The 15,945-nt window shown below is 63.4% G+C and carries 17 protein-coding genes and 1 pseudogene; 8 read left to right on the top strand and 10 right to left on the bottom strand.

The features are described from left to right. Positions 1–70 precede the first annotated feature (70 nt). The gene (gene glpD, locus AC3WLT_RS26830; protein WP_492594700.1) at positions 71–1,606 is read right to left on the bottom strand and encodes a glycerol-3-phosphate dehydrogenase; all 1,536 of its coding nucleotides are present in this window, start codon (positions 1,604–1,606) and stop codon (positions 71–73) included. A gap of 202 nt (positions 1,607–1,808) precedes the next feature. Between glpD and AC3WLT_RS26825 the strand changes: the two genes are divergently transcribed. Continuing rightward, complete coding sequence (locus tag AC3WLT_RS26825; RefSeq protein ID WP_492594699.1) at positions 1,809–2,183, top strand: hypothetical protein; 375 nt, start codon at positions 1,809–1,811, stop codon at positions 2,181–2,183. Positions 2,184–2,244: 61 nt separating this feature from the next. Here AC3WLT_RS26825 and AC3WLT_RS26820 read toward each other — a convergent pair whose 3' ends face one another. The 3 genes from AC3WLT_RS26820 to AC3WLT_RS26810 all read right to left on the bottom strand — a co-directional run bounded on the left by AC3WLT_RS26820 (position 2,245) and on the right by AC3WLT_RS26810 (position 4,362). Beyond that, positions 2,245–2,871 carry a TetR/AcrR family transcriptional regulator gene (locus tag AC3WLT_RS26820; protein ID WP_492594698.1) on the bottom strand — a complete coding sequence of 209 codons (627 nt, stop codon included), beginning with the start codon at positions 2,869–2,871 and terminating at the stop codon, positions 2,245–2,247. Between the two features lie 203 nt (positions 2,872–3,074). Then, positions 3,075–3,272 (bottom strand): hypothetical protein, encoded by a 198-nt coding sequence (locus AC3WLT_RS26815; RefSeq protein ID WP_165847895.1) that lies wholly within the window; start codon positions 3,270–3,272, stop codon positions 3,075–3,077. Positions 3,273–3,582: 310 nt separating this feature from the next. Continuing rightward, positions 3,583–4,362, bottom strand: coding sequence for a DeoR/GlpR family DNA-binding transcription regulator (locus tag AC3WLT_RS26810; RefSeq protein WP_492594697.1), 780 nt, complete (start codon positions 4,360–4,362; stop codon positions 3,583–3,585). Between the two features lie 308 nt (positions 4,363–4,670). Here AC3WLT_RS26810 and AC3WLT_RS26805 point away from each other — a divergent pair, with 308 nt between their 5' ends. From AC3WLT_RS26805 to AC3WLT_RS26785, 5 genes and pseudogenes are all read left to right on the top strand, one after another. Continuing rightward, a complete protein-coding gene (locus AC3WLT_RS26805) occupies positions 4,671–6,308 on the top strand; it encodes a gamma-glutamyltransferase family protein (protein WP_492594696.1) in 1,638 nt (545 codons plus the stop codon). A 59-nt stretch (positions 6,309–6,367) separates the two neighbouring features. Continuing rightward, positions 6,368–6,568: pseudogene (locus tag AC3WLT_RS26800) on the top strand (MFS transporter); the annotation flags it as partial. After that, a complete protein-coding gene (locus tag AC3WLT_RS26795) occupies positions 6,525–6,854 on the top strand; it encodes a hypothetical protein (RefSeq protein ID WP_492594732.1) in 330 nt (109 codons plus the stop codon). The pseudogene AC3WLT_RS26800 and the gene AC3WLT_RS26795, both read left to right, overlap by 44 nt. 347 nt (positions 6,855–7,201) lie before the next feature. Next, a complete protein-coding gene (locus AC3WLT_RS26790) occupies positions 7,202–8,029 on the top strand; it encodes a ferritin-like domain-containing protein (protein ID WP_492594695.1) in 828 nt (275 codons plus the stop codon). 125 nt (positions 8,030–8,154) lie between these two features. Beyond that, entirely contained in the window at positions 8,155–8,679 is a 525-nt protein-coding gene (locus AC3WLT_RS26785; RefSeq protein ID WP_492594694.1) for a hypothetical protein, read from the top strand. Positions 8,680–8,720: 41 nt separating this feature from the next. Here the strand turns inward: AC3WLT_RS26785 and AC3WLT_RS26780 are convergent, their stop codons facing one another. From AC3WLT_RS26780 to AC3WLT_RS26765, 4 genes are all read right to left on the bottom strand, one after another. Continuing rightward, the gene (locus tag AC3WLT_RS26780; RefSeq protein ID WP_492594693.1) at positions 8,721–10,268 is read right to left on the bottom strand and encodes a DEAD/DEAH box helicase; all 1,548 of its coding nucleotides are present in this window, start codon (positions 10,266–10,268) and stop codon (positions 8,721–8,723) included. Positions 10,269–10,510: 242 nt separating this feature from the next. Beyond that, positions 10,511–11,131, bottom strand: coding sequence for a PAQR family membrane homeostasis protein TrhA (gene trhA / locus AC3WLT_RS26775; RefSeq protein WP_492594692.1), 621 nt, complete (start codon positions 11,129–11,131; stop codon positions 10,511–10,513). 132 nt (positions 11,132–11,263) lie between these two features. Further along, complete coding sequence (locus AC3WLT_RS26770) at positions 11,264–12,562, bottom strand: c-type cytochrome (RefSeq protein ID WP_492594691.1); 1,299 nt, start codon at positions 12,560–12,562, stop codon at positions 11,264–11,266. Positions 12,563–12,583: 21 nt separating this feature from the next. After that, positions 12,584–13,315: a c-type cytochrome gene (locus AC3WLT_RS26765; protein ID WP_492594690.1), complete on the bottom strand. Its 732-nt coding sequence runs from the start codon at positions 13,313–13,315 to the stop codon at positions 12,584–12,586. A gap of 391 nt (positions 13,316–13,706) precedes the next feature. Between AC3WLT_RS26765 and copC the strand changes: the two genes are divergently transcribed. Further along, on the top strand, positions 13,707–14,084 hold the full coding sequence (gene copC, locus AC3WLT_RS26760) for a copper homeostasis periplasmic binding protein CopC (RefSeq protein ID WP_492594689.1): 378 nt from the start codon (positions 13,707–13,709) through the stop codon (positions 14,082–14,084). Beyond that, complete coding sequence (locus AC3WLT_RS26755; RefSeq protein ID WP_492594688.1) at positions 14,081–15,010, top strand: CopD family protein; 930 nt, start codon at positions 14,081–14,083, stop codon at positions 15,008–15,010. Before copC ends, AC3WLT_RS26755 begins: the two co-directional genes overlap by 4 nt. A gap of 171 nt (positions 15,011–15,181) precedes the next feature. On the opposite strand, the gene AC3WLT_RS26750 is transcribed toward AC3WLT_RS26755, so the two are convergent. Next, the gene (locus AC3WLT_RS26750) at positions 15,182–15,394 is read right to left on the bottom strand and encodes a YodC family protein (RefSeq protein ID WP_492594687.1); all 213 of its coding nucleotides are present in this window, start codon (positions 15,392–15,394) and stop codon (positions 15,182–15,184) included. A gap of 28 nt (positions 15,395–15,422) precedes the next feature. Continuing rightward, complete coding sequence (locus tag AC3WLT_RS26745; RefSeq protein WP_492594686.1) at positions 15,423–15,725, bottom strand: hypothetical protein; 303 nt, start codon at positions 15,723–15,725, stop codon at positions 15,423–15,425. Positions 15,726–15,945: the final 220 nt, after the last annotated feature.

Below are 15,945 nucleotides of genomic sequence, written 5' to 3'. Positions count from 1 at the left end.
GTCCCGGCTTTGTCCGTAGCCGAGGGGTGAAGCGTTTCGGGTTGTGCGATCGGGCCGCGTTGCAACGGCCTTACGCGTTCTGCTTTTGTCTGACGGGCTCGTGCGCGAACCACGTGTCGATGTCGTGCGTGACCGAATCGAGCGTGCCCGGCTCGACGTGCAAACCGAGTTTCGAGCGGCGCCACAACACGTCTTGCGCGCTGCGCGCCCACTCGACGTCGCGCAGATAAACGAGTTCGGCTTCGTAAAGACCCGGCGCGAATGCGTTGCCGAGTTCAGCCAGCGAGCTTGCGTTGCCGATCACATTCTTGACTCGCGTGCCATACGCTCGAGCGAGGCGATGCGCGAGGTCGGCGGGCAGCCACGCATGCTGCTGCTTGAACTGGGCGAGAAAGCGCTCGAAGTTCGCTCGCGGAATATCGCCGCCGGGCAACGGCGCGCCGGCTGTCCACGAAGGCGTGTTGTTTTGCAGCGCGGGTGCGAGCTTGTCCACGGCTTCTTCGGCCAGCTTGCGGAATGTGGTGATCTTGCCGCCGAACACCGACAACAGCGGCGCTTCTCCCGCGGGTGCGTCAAGTTCGAGCGAGTAGTCGCGCGTGACCGCCGACGGGTTGTCCGCGCCTTCTTCTTCGAGCAGCGGACGCACGCCCGAGTAGGTCCAGCGCACGTCTTGCGGGGTGATCTTCTGCTTGAAGTAGCGGTTGATCGAATCGCACAGATATTGCGTTTCGTCCGGCGTGATCGCGACTAGCGAAGGGTCGCCGCGATACTCGATATCGGTCGTGCCGATCAGCGTGTAATCGTGTTCGTACGGAATCGCGAAGATGATCCGCTTGTCCGGGTTCTGAAAGATGTACGCGTGATCGTGTTCGAACAGGCGGCGCGTGACGATGTGACTGCCTTTCACGAGGCGCACGCTGTGCGTCGCTTCCCGGCCGAGCGCGCCTTGCAGCAGTTCGCCGACCCACGGACCGGCCGCGTTCGCGATCGAAGCGGCGCGCACGTCGAGGATCGTGCCGTCGGCGCGCCTGAGTTGCGCGCGCCATTCGCCGCCGGCGCGCACCGCGCTGATCAGCCTGGTGCGCGTGAGAATCTTCGCGCCGCGTTCCTGCGCATCCAGCGCGTTCAGCACGACCAGACGCGCGTCATTGACCCAGCCGTCCGAATACACGAAACCGCGCTTGATCGAATCGACCAGCGGCGCGCCCGCCGGATGGTGGCGCATGACGATGCCGCGCGAGCCCGGCAGCAGCTCGCGTTTGGCGAGGTGATCGTAAAGGAAGAGGCCGGCGCGGATCAGCCAGGCCGGACGCAGATCGGGCATGTGCGGCATCACGAAGCGCAGCGGCCACATGATGTGCGGCGCCGCGCGCAGCAGCGTTTCACGCTCCTGCAAGGCTTTGCGCACCAGCCCGAACTCGCGGTATTCGAGGTAGCGCAGGCCGCCGTGAATCAGCTTCGTGCTGGCCGACGACGTGTGCGCCGCCAGATCGTCCTGCTCGCAGAGCAACACCGACAGGCCACGGCCCGCCGCATCGCGTGCGATGCCTGCGCCGTTGATCCCGCCGCCCACGACGAGCAAATCGTACTTTGAGCCTTGCGTCACCTGCTGTGTCCCCTGCGTCGTATTCGGAAAGCCGTTGGGAAAATCTATCGAAGCGATAGTGTTCGTTTTCGAACTTTAATGAACATATTCGAAAAAGTAAAGTTCGGTTTGTCTGAGAGATCCTCTAATGGTTGGCTAGGGTGGTGGCGTGACGCGCGGGCACGGACGATACTCTCGGCAGCAGCCATATCGAGGTGAATTCATGCGTGGACTTTGGATGATCGGCGCGGCGGCGCTTGCCGCAGGATGCGTCGGCACGCCGAGCCTGAACGGGACGATGGGCGCGCCGTCGTTCGCGTCGTTGCAACAGATGTGCAGTGCCCAGACGGTCGACTACGGCAACGACGCGCAAGGCGTCTATGTGACGCTGTTCGACGCGTACGTGGCGAACCGGCGCGGCAAGCTGTCGAAGGACGATTACTGCGTGTTCCAGGCGTCGATTGCGCAGCATTACAGGAGCCTGGGCGCGAGCAGCGACCCGCAGGCGCGCAATCAATGGGTGATGTTCTTCACCGACCAGCGTGCCAAGGCGCTGAGCTGGCGCGCGGCGGTCGATCCGACCTTGCGCAGCGGCTGAATTTTTCGCCCGGTGCCGTGCCTGATTTCCTGCTAGGTTTCCTGAATTTTCGCGTTCAAGGTTAAGTGCGCTGTGGCAGCGCGCCGCGCCACAACATCTGGCGAATCTGCGCGAGTACGGCTTCGCGCGTCGGCGCCTTGCTCGCGGCGGGCTGGCGCGCTTGCGGCAGCGGCAGATGATTGGCGAGCGCGAGCATCGTGAAGCCATGCAGGCTCGCCCAGAACGCGTAGCCGATCAATTGCGGATCGCCTTCCAGGACGCCGGCCGCAACAAGCCGCTCGAAGTGCGAACTGAGCATGTGCCACGCACGCTGCGACGCGGCCGCGAGTTCCGGGTAGCCGTGTTCCTGCTGCGTTAGATCGAACATCAAACGGTAGGCGTGCGGTTCGTCGAGCGCGAACGCCACGTACGCGTCGCTGACGGCCGAGGGGTGGGTGTCCGGCGCCTGCCCGGCGGCTGCTTCCAGACGCGCCGCGAAACGGTTGAACGCCGCGGCGCGGACCATCGCGAGGATCTCGTCCTTGTCGCGGAAATAGCGGTAGGGCGTCATCGCGCTGCAACCCAGCTCTTTTGCCAGTTCGCGCATCGTCACGCCCTGCGCGCCGCGCGTGGCGAAGGCGTTCTCGGCCACGCGCCGCATGGTTTCGCGGAATTGCTGGATGTCGTCGGAGGAGAGTGTTTTGGGCATGCGCGAAGGCAGAGGATCCGTCGCGTCAATTTACTGTGTAAATGAATTGGGCACAATAACGCGTCCGCGTGAGCGGACCAGCAGTTTTGCTGAAAGAGAATGCGAGGCAGTTTTCCAGGGCGCGCCTTATACCGCCAATGACAACCGGCGCGCCGCCCGCTTTCATGCTGTCGAACGTCGACCGCACAGGCCGACGGGGAAAACTAGGAGAAACGTTTGATGGCTCGGATTGCGCTGTCGCCGGTTTCGGTCACGCGCCATTGTTCGTTGCCCGACGCGAGCCGTTCGAGCTGCACGAGCTGGCGTTCCAGCAGGGCGTCGAGTTCTTCTCGCTCCATGTCGACTTGATTGGGAGCGTCCTTGACGAGCAACAACGTGGCGAATTCATGCGGACTCAGCATCGTTCTCTCCATGTCAAGCAAACGCGGACAGCCAGGCCGGCAACTGGCAGGCGCCAGTGGAGTCCGCTAGAGGATCAGGCGGGAGGTACGGCTCATACACAGGTTCGGTCACACAACCGGCGCTACGCGTAACGCGGAACGGACGCCGGGGAACTGGAGTGTAGTCAACCGCTCGTTAAACACCAAATCCGCCCCAGTAAATTTTCCCTTTGACAATTGGGCGCCGCAGAGGCGGTCCGAGGCTGCGAGCAAATCCTTGATTTCACTCGAAGTTCGGCGTGCGCTGCAACATGGCGGAGAATGCCTGGCCTCACTCCGCGATGTACACCTGACAGTTCGCGGCGGCCAGGGTTTCGGCCATCTCGGCGGGCGGGGCGGCGTCGGTGAACAGTGCGTCGATCTGGTCCAGGTGGCCTTGGCGAACCAGCGCGGGGCGGCCGAATTTCGAGTTGTCGGCGGCGAGGAAGACCGTGCGCGCATGCTGGATGATTGCTTCGGCCACCCGCACCTCGCGGGTGTCGAAATCGCGCAGCGTGCCATCCGTCTCGATGCTCGACGTGCCGATGATCGCGAAGTCCACCTTGAACTGGCGAATGAAATCGATCGCCAGTTCGCCGACGATCCCTTTGTCCCACGGGCGCACGATGCCGCCTGTCACCAGCACTTCGCAATCCGGATAGCCGCTCATCATGCTGGCAACGTTCAGGTTGTTGGTGATCACGCGCAAACCGCGGTGCCGGTTGAGCGCACGAGCGACTTCTTCGGTGGTGGTGCCGAGATTGATGAAGAGCGACGCCTGATCGGGAATGTGAGTGGCCACTAGCGCCGCGATGCGCCGTTTTTCTTCATGGAACATCCGCTGACGCGCGGTGTACGAGACGTTCTCGGAACTGGTCGGCAGACTCGCGCCACCGTGATAGCGGCGCAGCAGGTTCATGTCGGCGAGCCAGTTGACGTCGCGGCGGATCGTCTGCGGCGTCACGTCGAAGTGGGCCGCGAGGTCGTCCACGGTCACGAAGCCGTCGCGTTGCACCCACTCCAGCAGTTCCTGTTGCCGGGCATTGAGAGTCAGGCGGGGGTCTCGGGTCATGTGTCTCGGGTGGTGGGTTTGGCTCGGCGCCGCCCGGCCGCCGACGCGGTGCGCCTTGCCGGAGAGCGATCGATGCGTGAACAGGAGTGAGGTATTGTAAGACCATCGCACCCGTTGTCTGCCAACTCGTGCGACATGCACGACATCCCTGCCGACCCATTCAGGCCATTTGTGCATTTATTCATGTGATAAATGAATTTGTTTTTTGTGCCGGATCGCGCTGCAATCCTTGGTTCTCCGTTTCACTGTCTTCCCATGGTTTCCGGCGTCTGGATGGCACCGGGCCGCGCCTTTCGAGAGTGTTCGACATGACTGGCTTCAACTGGCAAAACCTCTATTCGACGCCGCGTCTGCCCGTATTCGCGCGTAACATCGTTTCGACTTCGCATCCGCTCGCCGCGCAAGCCGGGCTGCGCATGCTGTGGAAGGGTGGCAATGCCGTGGATGCGACGATCGCGGCGGCTGCCGCCATCACGGTGGTCGAGCCGGTGTCGTGCGGCCTGGGCGGCGACGCGTTCGCGCTCGTGTGGGACGGCAAGAAGCTGCATGGCCTGAACGCGTCGGGCGTGGCGCCGGCGGCGTGGGATGTCGATTACTTCAAGCGCAAATACGGCGAGGAAAACGGTCTCGCGAAACAGCCCAAGCGCGGCTGGGACGCGGTGACGGTGCCGGGCGTGATCGCCGGCTGGGAGGCGCTGCATCAGAAATTCGGCTCGCTGCCGTTTGCCGATCTGATGGAGCCGGCCATTGAAATCGCCGAACGCGGTCATGCGGTGGCGAGCATCGTCGCCTACAAGTGGGCGGCGGCGGTGCCGGAGTTGAAAGACCAGCCAGGCTTCGCGCAAACCTTCATGCCGCGCGGCCGCGCGCCGCAAGTCAGCGAACTGGTGCGCTTTCCCGGCCATGCGAAGACGCTGCGCAAGCTCGCCGAGCAAGGCCCGCGCACGTACTACGAAGGCGAGATCGCCGAGCGGATTGCCGCATTTGCGCGCGAAGGCGGCGGCGCGTTAACCGTCGACGATCTGCGCAACTACCGCGCGGATTGGGTCGAGCCGATTGGCAAGGCTTATCGCGGCTACACCGTGCACGAGATTCCGCCGAACGGCCAGGGCATCGCGGCGTTGATCGCACTCGGCATCCTCGAAAAATTCGATGTGAAGGAGCTGACGGTGGACAACGTTGAGTCGCAGCATCTGCAGATCGAAGCGATGAAGCTGGCGTTCGCCGACGTCTATCGCTACGTCGCCGATCCGCGTTCGATGGAAGTCACGCCCGAGCAGATGCTCGACGACGCGTACCTCACGTCGCGCGCCAAACTGATCGATCCCAAACGCGCCACGCACTTCGACTTCGGCATGCCGAAGGCCGGCGGCACGATCTACATGTCGGTGGCCGACGAACGCGGCATGATGGTCAGCTTCATCCAGTCGAACTACATGGGCTTCGGCTCGGGCATCGTGGTGCCGGACAGCGGCATCGCGCTGCAGAACCGCGGCTGCGGTTTCTCGATGGACCCGAAGTCGCCGAACGTGGTGGAAGGCGGCAAGCGGCCGTTCCACACGATCATCCCGTCGTTCCTCACGCAACAGGTGGACGGCAAGCAACAAGCGGTGATGAGCTTCGGCGTGATGGGCGGCGACATGCAGCCGCAAGGTCATCTGCAATCGATCGTGCGGATGCTCGACTACGGCCAGCAGCCGCAGGCCGCGTGCGACGCGCCGCGCTGGAAGGTCAACCGCGACTTCACGATCGACGTCGAAGCGACGCTCGACCCGAACACCGCCGAGGCGCTGCAGAAGCTCGGCCACACGATCAAGTCGGTCGACGATCCGTACATGGACTTCGGCTCCGGCCAGTACATCTGGAAGCTCGACCGCAACGATCCGGAGCGTGGTTACGTGGCGGCGAGCGATAGCCGTCGCGACGGGCTGGCAGCCGGATTCTGACCGGTTCAAACGAAGCGCGGCGCCGCTTTAGCGGCCGCGCTTTGCTGTATCCGTCGACGATGCCCACCCCCGTGTCGCAAGCCGCGACAGCTTCCTCGCATTCCACGCCCGCCCCGCTTTCCAAAGCAACGGTGCGGCGCATCGTGTTTTCGTCGTCGGTCGGCAATGCGCTCGAGTGGTTCGATTTTCTGGTCTACGGCTACTTCGCGACCATCATTGCGAAACAGTTTTTCCCGCTGCAGAACGAGTGGCTTTCGACGCGGCATCGTCGTCCAGTCGACGGTCGGCGTGTATGTGCTGCAACGCTACATGCCGATGTGTGCCGTCAAGCAACGGCATATGCCGGCGGCGGCGTCGTTCGGCGTGGTAGTGCTGAACGGCGGTTTTGCGCCGATGATCGTGGAGACGTTTATACATTTGACCGGCGACAAGCTTGCGCCGAGTTACCACGTGTTGATTGCCGCGATGCTGTCGGGCGTATCGCACGTTGTCGTCGCGTGGCGCATGCGGCGTGTGCGTCACGCCGAACGAGTTCAGCACGCGTGATCCTGCGCTTTGGCGGCGGCTCCCTGCGGCGCCGCGAGCCTTGCCGCGCCTGACTTCGAGGCAATGCATCCATACCTGAGCCAGCTCCCCGAGCTCGCTTTTTTGCGTCGTCCGCGCACCGATTATTTCTGACTGAATAATTCGACTACCCTGGAATTGGAACTGCGGCGATCCGGCATGGTCTGTGCTGGGTTATCTGCAAAGTTGCGAAACACCGGCTAAGATGCAAGATACAAGGGGTTAACTCTAATTCAAGGCGCTGTATCTGACACGGCGGACCGCACTGGCGAGAGCGGGCGGTTTCGAGCATGCTCCACGAGTCGATACAGCTTTCGGAGCAAGACACAATGCACACTGAGCTGAACCATGTGATGCCCTGGCGGATCGAGGATATTGACCTCACCCGCATAGATCGCCAGAAAGCGGTCGCTAACGAAGATCTGCTGCTTCTGTTGTGCGCCGCTTCATTTATCGAAAGCGGCTCGGATCTCTACACCAGCAATCTGAGCACCTTCTTCGACGGCGATCCGGAAGTCTCGGTCTGGCTCAACAACGAATGGGAGCCGGAAGAGTTGCAGCACGGCCGGGCGCTCAAGACGTATGTCGCTTACGTCTGGCCGGAGTTCGACTGGGATACGGCGTTCCGCAATTTCTTCGAAGAGTATTCGCTGACCTGCTCGGTGGAAGACTTCGAAAAGACCCGCGCGCTCGAGATGGTGGCGCGCTGTGTCGTGGAAACGGGCACGGCTACGCTGTATCGCGCGATCGGCGAATGTTCGGATGAACCAGTGCTCAAGCAGATCACGGACAACATCCGCACCGACGAAGTCCGCCACTACAAGCACTTTTTCAAGTACTTCAAGAAGTACAACAAGATCGAAGGCAACGGCCGTCTCGCCGTGCTCGGCGCGTTGATGCGCCGCGTGATGGAGATCAAGAACGAAGACTCGGAGATCGCATTGCGGCATGTATTCGCGATTCGTTATCCTGAGCGCGTGCACGATTCGGCTTATAACCGTGAGCGCGCGGCGCGTATCAACGCGCTGGTGCGCCGCAATCTGTCGGCGGACATGTGCGTGAAGATGCTGCTCAAGCCGCTCGATCTGCCGGCCAGGATTCAGCCGGGCGTGCATTACCCGCTCGCGAAAATCACGCAGCATGTGTTTTTCCGCTGAGCCGCCGGCGGAACTCGGCGTAGCGATATGACGACAAATGGCCCAATGGCCCGCATATGCGCGGGCCATTTGCTTTTCAAGGCATGATTGATCCTCGTCACCCTCTCTTTGATCGGATCAAGACGATGAGCGATTCACTCACACCCGAACCTCCGCTCGAACAGATCGTGTTCGACGAATGGCCCGACGCTGTCCGCACGCTGTTCGACGGCTCGTCGCTCGCGAGCAAGAAGGGCTTCACCGCGTCGCTGCTGACCGTCGATACGAACGGTCATGTGCGCACGTCGCTGCTCGGCGTCGGCGAGTTGTATGCGCCCGATTCGCGCACGTTGTGCATCGCGTTATGGCCGCAAGCGCGGGCCGCGCGCGCGATGGCGCAAAGCGGCCGGGCAGCGCTGACGTTTGTCTGCGATGAGGCGTTTTATCAGGTGCAGTTGCGCGTGACGCCGCTCACGGCCGTCAAAGGCGATGACAGCGGCCTCGCGTATCTGATCGGTTCGATCGATACCGGTGAGGCGCAGAGCGTTCGTTATGCGCGCCTGACAGGCGGCATTACGTTTGAGCTTGAAGGGGAAGGGAGGGCGGTGCTCGATCGATGGGAACGGCAGATCGAGCACCTGAAGCAAGCTGCCGCTGCGGCTAAGCGTTAGGGGCTCACGCCCCGCGCCCAGCCAGTCGGCGGCGTTGAATCTCAGCGGCCGCGCTGGCCGCTGCGCGTCGGCTGGCCGCCACGCGGCGCATCGTTGCGCGGCTTCGCGCCGCCGCCCAGCAAGGCGCCCGGATTGCCGCCTTGCGGTTTGCGTGGCGCATGTTGCGCGGCGCTGCCTTCATGGGATGCTGCGCGCGGCTTGTCGTCGTGACGCTTGCCGTCCCGGCGCGGCTGGCCGCCGGCGCCCGCAGGCTTCGCACTTTGCGGCTTCGGCTGCTGCTGGCCATTCGCCGGACGCTGACCCGAACGTTGCGCCGGTTTCGCCGATGCGTCGTCGCGTCGGGCGCCGTCACGTTTCGGCGCACCTTGTCCCTGACGCGGCTGACGGCCACCGCCGCCGCCACCGCCGCCCTGGCCGCGGCGCAGAATCGGCTCCGGCTTCGCATTCGGATCCGGCTCGAAGCCCGCGATCACCTCCTGCGGCACCGGACGCTTGATCAGCTTCTCGATGTCTTTCAACAACTGCAGTTCGTCGACGCACACGAGCGAGATCGCTTCACCCGTCGCACCTGCGCGGCCCGTGCGGCCGATGCGGTGCACGTAATCTTCCGGCACGTTCGGCAGATCGAAATTGACCACGTGCGGCAGTTGGTCGATGTCGATGCCGCGTGCGGCGATGTCGGTGGCGACCAGCACTTGAAGCGTGCCGTCCTTGAACTCGGCGAGCGCGCGCGTGCGGGCCGACTGGCTCTTGTTGCCGTGAATCGCCAGCGCGCTGATGCCGTCTTTGGTCAGCTGCTCGGCAAGGCGGTTAGCGCCGTGCTTGGTGCGCGTGAACACCAGCACCTGAAACCAGTTGTGCTGCTTGATCAGATGCGTGAGCAGTTCGCGCTTCTTGTCGCGATCCACAGGGTGAATCTTTTGCGCGACCGTTTCAGCGGTCGTGTTGCGGCGTGCGACTTCGATCAGCGCCGGCGAGTCGAGCAGGTTGTCGGCAAGCGTCTTGATCTCGTCGGAGAAGGTGGCCGAGAACAGCAGGTTCTGACGCTTCGGCGGCAGCTTCGCGAGCACGCGCTTGATGTCGTGGATGAAGCCCATGTCGAGCATGCGGTCGGCTTCGTCGAGCACGAGAATCTCGAGATGCGACAGGTCGATGGTCTTCTGCTGCATGTGGTCGAGCAAACGGCCCGGCGTCGCGACGACGATGTCCACGCCGCTGCGCAGCGCGCCGATCTGCGGATTGATGCCGACGCCGCCGAACATCACGGTCGACTTCAGCTTCAGGTACTTGCCATAGGCACGCACGCTTTCTTCGACCTGGGCGGCCAGCTCACGCGTCGGCGTGAGGATCAGCGCACGCACGGTGCGCTTGCCCGAGGCCGTGGCGGCGGGCATGGTGTTCAGACGCTGCAGGATCGGCAGCGTGAAGCCGGCGGTCTTGCCGGTGCCGGTCTGCGCGCCGGCCAGCAGATCGCCGCCGTTGAGCACGGCGGGAATCGCTTGCGTCTGGATCGGAGTCGGGGTGGTGTAGCCGAGTTCGTGTACAGCGCGGACCAACGGTTCGGACAAGCCGAGGGAATCAAAAGACATAAATGCTCTTTGCAATGCAGTTTCGCGATCGGCACAAACGGGCACAAACAGCCACAAGCGGGCCCAAGCGGGCCCAAGTGGGCACAAGCACGGCATGAACACGCCCGCATGGCGTACTCGAGGCCGAAGCCCGGTTCCGGTCGCAGAGAAATCGGCGGCACGCTCAAACGCGTGCCGAATGCTTCAACGCGCTATGCAGACACGTTGACTGGCCTTAAGTTGCATTTCGCCGCCGTGGCGTGTCACGCGACGTAGCGCGCGACACTGACGAATTGACACAGACTGCCCGCCAGTACGAACAGGTGCCAGATACCATGTCCGTGCCGGATGCGCTCGTCGTTGATGAAGAAGTAGATGCCGGCGCTATAGATGACCCCGCCGGCCACGAGCCATGCGGTACCCGCTGCCGGTAAGGCGTGAACCAGCGGGCGGACGGCAACGAGCGCGAGCCATCCCATCAAGACATACAGCACCATCGAAACGCTGCGGGTGCGTCGCCCGAGCGTCAGTTCCTGCACGATGCCGAGGGCGGCGAGCCCCCAGCTGACGCCGAATAGCGACCAGCCCCACGGTCCGCGCAATGTGACTAGCGTGAACGGCGTGTAGCTGCCGGCGATCAGCAGGTAGATCGCCGAATGGTCGCACTTTTGCAGAACGGCTTTCACGCGCGGGTTGCGTACGCTGTGGTAAAGCGTCGAGATAGCATACAGCACGAACAGCATCGCACCGTAGACACTGAAACTGACCACCTTGTACGCGTCGCCGTCGAGCGCGCCCATCGTGACGAGCGCTGCAAGCCCCGCCACCGACAGCACGGCGCCGACGAGGTGGGTAATGCTGTTGAAACGCTCACCGATATGCACGGCTCTTTCCTCCTGCGCGGCATCATCAGGGCAAATGCGGGGTAAATGCGCCCACATGATACCGGTCCTGAAAAAACGAAGGGGGCGGCCGCGTTATTCCGCTGGCCGCGCCCCGGGTGCATCTAACGCTGCTTAATCGAGCGGCGCCGAACGCAGATCAGACACTTGCTGCGGCGACACAGCCGTACCGTGGTTGCCCCACGACATCCGGATGTACGTCACAACGGCCGCCACTTCCTGATTCGACAGCGACTGAGCGAACGGCGGCATGCCGTACGGATGCGGATTGGCATCCGTGCTCGGCGGATAACCGCCGTTCAGGACCATACGGATCGGGTTGACCGCCGACGGCATCTGGATCGACTGATTGTTCGCGAGCGGCGGGAAGGCCTGCGGCATGCCGAGGCCATTTTCCGCGTGACACTTCGCGCAGTTGTCAGCGTAGATCTTCTGACCTTGCTTCAACAGTTCGCCGCCAAACTTTTCCGACGTTTCGAGTTGCAGCGCTTCCGGCGCTTCGCTCTTTTGCGGGATCGTCTTCAGATACGTCGACATGGCGTGGATATCTTCATCCGACATGTACTGCAGGCTGTTGTGAACCACTTCAGCCATCGGACCGAACACCGCGCCACGGTTCGACACGCCGGTCTTCAGCAGATCCGAGATGTCCTTGATTTCCCAGTCGCCGAGGCCCGCTTCCTTGTTCGACGTCAACGAAGGTGCATACCAGTTCTGCAGCGGGATCAGACCGCCCGCGAACGCCGCCGAATTGACCGGACCGCCCATCGCGTTGATCGAGGTATGGCACATGCCGCAGTGGCCGAGGCCTTCGATCAGGTACGCGCCGCGGTTCCATTCGACCGACTTGGTCGGATCGGCCTTGTACTCGCCTTCACGGAAGAACAGCGTGCGCCAGCCGATCAGCAGGTTACGGTTGTTGAACGGGAACTTCAGTTCGTGCGGACGGCTCGCCACGTTGACCGGCGTGACCGAGCGCAGGTACGCGTAGATCGCGTCCGAGTCGGCGCGCGTGACCTTCGTGTAGCTCGTGAACGGGAAGCCCGGATACAGCAGGCTGCCGTCTTTCGAACGGCCGGTGTGCATCGCGCGGTAGAAGTCGTCCTGCGTCCACTTGCCGATACCGTACTGGTCGTCAGGCGTGATGTTCGGCGTGAACATCGTGCCGAACGGCGTGGCCATCGGCAGGCCGCCGGCGAACTGCTTGCCGCCGCGCACCGTGTGACAGGCGATACAGTCGCCGGCGCGGGCGAGGTACTCGCCCTTCTTGATCAGTGCGGCCTGGTCGGCGGGCGTTGCCGCCATTGCCGTGCCGTTATGCAGGTTGTCGCCGCCCGACCACAGGACGGGAACGAGTGCGGCAGCCGCAACGACGACGACTGCCGAGAGGGCGAACAAAGACTTGCGTTTCATTTGAGTGTCTCTCCCGGTGCCTTATTGCGGTTCGCTGCCGCAGGCAAGCGGAGTCTTCATCGAGCGGGCCGGAGCCGGCACGGGGTTTTGTGGAGCCGTTTGCGTAACAAGCCATGCAGCGACGGCGTTCACGTCTTCGTCGGTCAGACGGGTGGCGATGGTGTGCATGCAATCCGGTGCGATGGCGTGACGCGAACCCGAGCGCCATGCGCCCAGCTGCGCGCTAATGTAGTCGGCGTGCAGGCCGACCAGACCCGGGATAGCCGGTTGCATACCGGTGAGGCTCTTGCCGTGGCAAGCCGCGCAAGCCGGAATCTGTTTCGACGCATCGCCGTTCAGCACGATCTGCTGGCCGCGAGCGAGCGTGGCCGACGACACCGTCGGCTTGGCCGGCGGCGGATACGGCGGACGTTGTTGCGAGAAGTACGTAGCGATCTGATGGAGGTAATCGTCCGAGAGATACGTGACGAGGTAGTTCATCGGCGGGTACTTGCGGCGCCCTTCACGGAAGTTCTGCAACTGGTTGTACAGATAGTCGGCAGGCTTGCCCGCCAGACGAGGGAAGTAGTCGTTGTCAGTACCTTGGCCGTGCGAGCCATGGCAGGCCGTGCAACCTTGCACGCGCGCTTCCATCGTATCGGGGGCCTTCGGTTGAGTCTGCGCTTTCGCAGCGCTATAGACACCCGCGGAGCCGATCAACAGAAGGGCAAGCAACGGGCGGAAAATGCGTCTTGAAGACACGCGTAACTCCATCAAAATCGGGGACCTGACCGAACTTCGAGCGGCTCGGTGTGAAGGGCAGACGGCGCTGCGGCGACGCAGCATTCTATCATCGAAGGGTGATGGTGACTATTTGCCACATTAGAGAAGGTCCCAGTTGTCACGGGTATGCGACAGTTTGACGCGGATGTCGGCTTCAACGGCTCGCCGGTCGTCTCGATTCTGGATGCGCGATGGAACTCGCAGGCAGTGTGCGCGTGGGGCTCGCATCAGTTCGAACAAGCGCGAATGACAAAGCAGGTTGAACCGACTCGCGCCTCGGCCATCGAAGCGTACACTTCCGGGCGCGCCGGCATCTCTGCTGCAGAAGCGCCCATCGGCTCAATGTTCACGGTTTTTCTTTTCCACAAGCTATCGGCCTTTCATGAAGCTATTCAATTTTTCTGGTCCGGCGCTGCGTGCGTTGGCGCTTGGCGTCGCGGCGCTGGCTTTGACGTCCACGGCCTTTGCGCATGCGCATCTCGTGTCGAGCGAGCCGGCGGCGAACGCCGAAGTCGCCGCGCCCGCGGAAGTGACGATTCATTTCACCGAGCCGCTCGAGCCGGCCTTCAGCAAGATCGCAATGAGCGATGCGAGCGGTAAGGCCGTCGCGCCGGCTGCCTCGCACGTCGATAGAAGCGACGCCAAGGTCCTGCACCTGGCGCTGCCGTCACTGGCGGCGGGCCGCTATGTGGTGCACTGGACCGCGGTCGCCACGGACGGCCACCGCACGCACGGCGACTTCGCGTTCACCGTCAAATGAGCCTCGACGGACTGTGGATCGGGCAGGTTGCCATGGCCGCGCTCATGAATGTCGCGTTTGCGTTTGCCGTGGGTTCGGCGTTGCTCGGCGCGTGGCTCGCGAAGGACGCGCAGGCCAAGATCGCCCCGGCGCGGCCCGCCTGGTTGCGCGCGCAACGGTCGATGCTGACGGCCGCCGTCGTGCTGGTGCTCGCGGATCTCGGCTGGCTGTTGTATCAGGCGGCGTCGATGAGCGGCGTCGGGTTGCCCGCCGCGATCGGCGTCGTGCCGACCGTCTTGACGCAAACGCATGTCGGCTACGGCTGGAGCGTGGCGTTCGCCGGCGCGCTGGTCCTGCTCGGCACAGCCATGGCACATCACACGGGCATGGTGCGCAACGCGTTGCTGTGGCTCGCGGTGATTGCGGTCGCCGCGGGCAAGGCGTCGCTCGGGCATGCTGCCGATGCCGGACCGGCTTCGGCAGCGATCGGCATGCAGACGCTGCATGTGCTGGTCACGAGCGTATGGGGCGGCCTCACGATGGCGGCCGGGCTGTCGGTGTTGCCCGCGCTCGGCACCTCCACCGCGCGCGGCATGCTGATCCGAACGGCGACGCAGGTGTCGAACGTGTCGGTGGTGGCGGTCGGCTTCGTGTTGCTGACCGGCATATTCAACGGCGTGCGCGGTTCGGGCGGCTCGCTCGAGGCGATCGAGATCAGCACGTGGGGTCATGTGCTGACGCTGAAGCTCGCATTGGTCGCGCTGGCGCTGGTGCTCGGCGGCCTCAATCGTTTCCTCGCGCTGCCGCGCTTGCGCCGCACCGCATCGACGATGGATGCGCATACCTTCGTCAACGTGCTGTATCTGGAAGCTCTGGCGATGATCGGCGTGCTCGTCGCGGCGGCCGCGCTGTCACATAGCGTGCCGGCGTTCGCCGCGCTGGGCTGAGCGCTGTCGCGCTCGCGGCTGGCGCGGCGAGCGGGCTGGGGGCGCGCCGGCGCTACCTGCGCGCGAGATAAGCGCGGCATAAGCGCGACATAAAAAAGCGCCGCACCCCAAACGCGTGCGGCGCAACACACACGGTCGCCCGGCCGTGGCCGGCTGATCCGTTACTGCCCTCTAGGCAGCGAGCGCGTTCCGCGCCCGTTCCAGCGTTGCTTCCGGAAACATTTCCTGATGCAGTTCGCCATCGTCGCCGAACCATTGGCAGATCAGCCAGTTGCCGGGCGCGAACACCACCGGGCCGGCCCAGGTGGCGGTCATTGGACGTCCGCCGGACTTCAGCGTCAGTACGTCGCCGGGGCGGTACGCGGGTGTTCTTGCCAGTCGCATGCAGAACATCCGATCGATGAATGCGGGGTTATTCGAAGCCGAGCCGATGTCCGAGTATCGGCGCGCAGAACAGCGCCATCGCGCAGCCCGCTGCCTTGCCTTCCAGTTCCGCAGCCGCGGCGCGCGAGCCGTACATGTGTGTCAGCAGGTCGAAGAGTTGCGGCAGGCAGTACAGCACGGCGGCGGCGATGAAGCATTTCTCGACCGCCTGGATGCGCCAGCCGCGTTCGAACGCGAGCGCCGCGCCGATGATGCGAAGCACACCGAACGCCACCAGCGCGCCCACGGCGGCCTGTTCGCGGATCAGATAGTCAGGAAGGAATTCGCCCATGATGTTCCCCGATGCATTGTCGTTTAAATGCATTTGAGCAAGGCGTGGGCCAAGCGTATGTCCGGTGCCGAACAGATGGCGTGAAAGCCTTTCTGGGTAAGGCTCTGCGCGATCCGCGGCGGGGCGGGCAAAGAGCCGGAGACGACGTGTTTCGAGCGTTTCGGTCCGGGATGTTACGTAACTGAGACGGCGCGCGCTACGCGTTGCGTAACACGCGCGA

It is taken from the genome of Paraburkholderia sp. FW306-2-2C-D06C, assembly GCF_058781505.1.
Note: the sequence above shows the minus strand (reverse complement) of the source record. Positions and strands in the feature narration are given on the sequence as shown.

What these genes read in the sequence shown, in the direction of transcription:
- AC3WLT_RS26755 (WP_492594688.1), top strand. Translation starts at nt 14,081, where the DNA reads ATGAGCCTCGACGGACTGTGGATCGGGCAGGTTGCCATGGCCGCGCTC.
- AC3WLT_RS26750 (WP_492594687.1), bottom strand. Translation starts at nt 15,394, where the DNA reads ATGCGACTGGCAAGAACACCCGCGTACCGCCCCGGCGACGTACTGACG.
- AC3WLT_RS26745 (WP_492594686.1), bottom strand. Translation starts at nt 15,725, where the DNA reads ATGGGCGAATTCCTTCCTGACTATCTGATCCGCGAACAGGCCGCCGTG.
- AC3WLT_RS26790 (WP_492594695.1), top strand. Translation starts at nt 7,202, where the DNA reads ATGCACACTGAGCTGAACCATGTGATGCCCTGGCGGATCGAGGATATT.
- AC3WLT_RS26820 (WP_492594698.1), bottom strand. Translation starts at nt 2,871, where the DNA reads ATGCCCAAAACACTCTCCTCCGACGACATCCAGCAATTCCGCGAAACC.
- AC3WLT_RS26785 (WP_492594694.1), top strand. Translation starts at nt 8,155, where the DNA reads ATGAGCGATTCACTCACACCCGAACCTCCGCTCGAACAGATCGTGTTC.
- AC3WLT_RS26780 (WP_492594693.1), bottom strand. Translation starts at nt 10,268, where the DNA reads ATGTCTTTTGATTCCCTCGGCTTGTCCGAACCGTTGGTCCGCGCTGTA.
- AC3WLT_RS26825 (WP_492594699.1), top strand. Translation starts at nt 1,809, where the DNA reads ATGCGTGGACTTTGGATGATCGGCGCGGCGGCGCTTGCCGCAGGATGC.
- AC3WLT_RS26810 (WP_492594697.1), bottom strand. Translation starts at nt 4,362, where the DNA reads ATGACCCGAGACCCCCGCCTGACTCTCAATGCCCGGCAACAGGAACTG.
- AC3WLT_RS26805 (WP_492594696.1), top strand. Translation starts at nt 4,671, where the DNA reads ATGACTGGCTTCAACTGGCAAAACCTCTATTCGACGCCGCGTCTGCCC.
- AC3WLT_RS26815 (WP_165847895.1), bottom strand. Translation starts at nt 3,272, where the DNA reads ATGCTGAGTCCGCATGAATTCGCCACGTTGTTGCTCGTCAAGGACGCT.
- AC3WLT_RS26770 (WP_492594691.1), bottom strand. Translation starts at nt 12,562, where the DNA reads ATGAAACGCAAGTCTTTGTTCGCCCTCTCGGCAGTCGTCGTCGTTGCG.
- copC (WP_492594689.1), top strand. Translation starts at nt 13,707, where the DNA reads ATGAAGCTATTCAATTTTTCTGGTCCGGCGCTGCGTGCGTTGGCGCTT.
- AC3WLT_RS26765 (WP_492594690.1), bottom strand. Translation starts at nt 13,315, where the DNA reads ATGGAGTTACGCGTGTCTTCAAGACGCATTTTCCGCCCGTTGCTTGCC.